We start from the raw sequence: 335 nt of genomic DNA on the forward strand, positions 1-335 counted from the left end.
ACGAAGTTCGTGATCCCAGCCGCTTCCAGCAGCCGGTGCAGCCAGAAGCCGTCATAGCCGGCCTCGTAGCAGCTCACCACCCGCGGCGCCGCGCCAAGCTTCGACGTCGCCCGCGCCTTGACCTCCTCGATCAGCGCCAGCAGCCCGGCATGATCGCCGCCTTCCAGCTTGTGGCGCGATATCCGGTCCCGATCCGGACTGTGCAGCGTCACCAGCCACGTCTTCTGACTCAGTTCGATCGCAACGAAAATCGTGCCACAATGCCCGGCGGTGGGCGTGCTCTTGGTCGATGCTTGCATCAGACTCTCCGATGGTTCGAGTGTGGAAACCCAAAC

The 335-nt window shown here is 63.6% G+C and carries 1 pseudogene; it reads right to left on the bottom strand.

The features are described from left to right. Nucleotides 1-299, bottom strand: a pseudogene (locus OZ411_RS43240) (IS110 family transposase); the annotation flags it as partial. Nucleotides 300-335 lie beyond the last annotated feature (36 nt).

Source organism: Bradyrhizobium sp. Arg237L (genome assembly GCF_029990105.1).
In the GTDB taxonomy this organism is placed as follows: domain Bacteria; phylum Pseudomonadota; class Alphaproteobacteria; order Rhizobiales; family Xanthobacteraceae; genus Bradyrhizobium.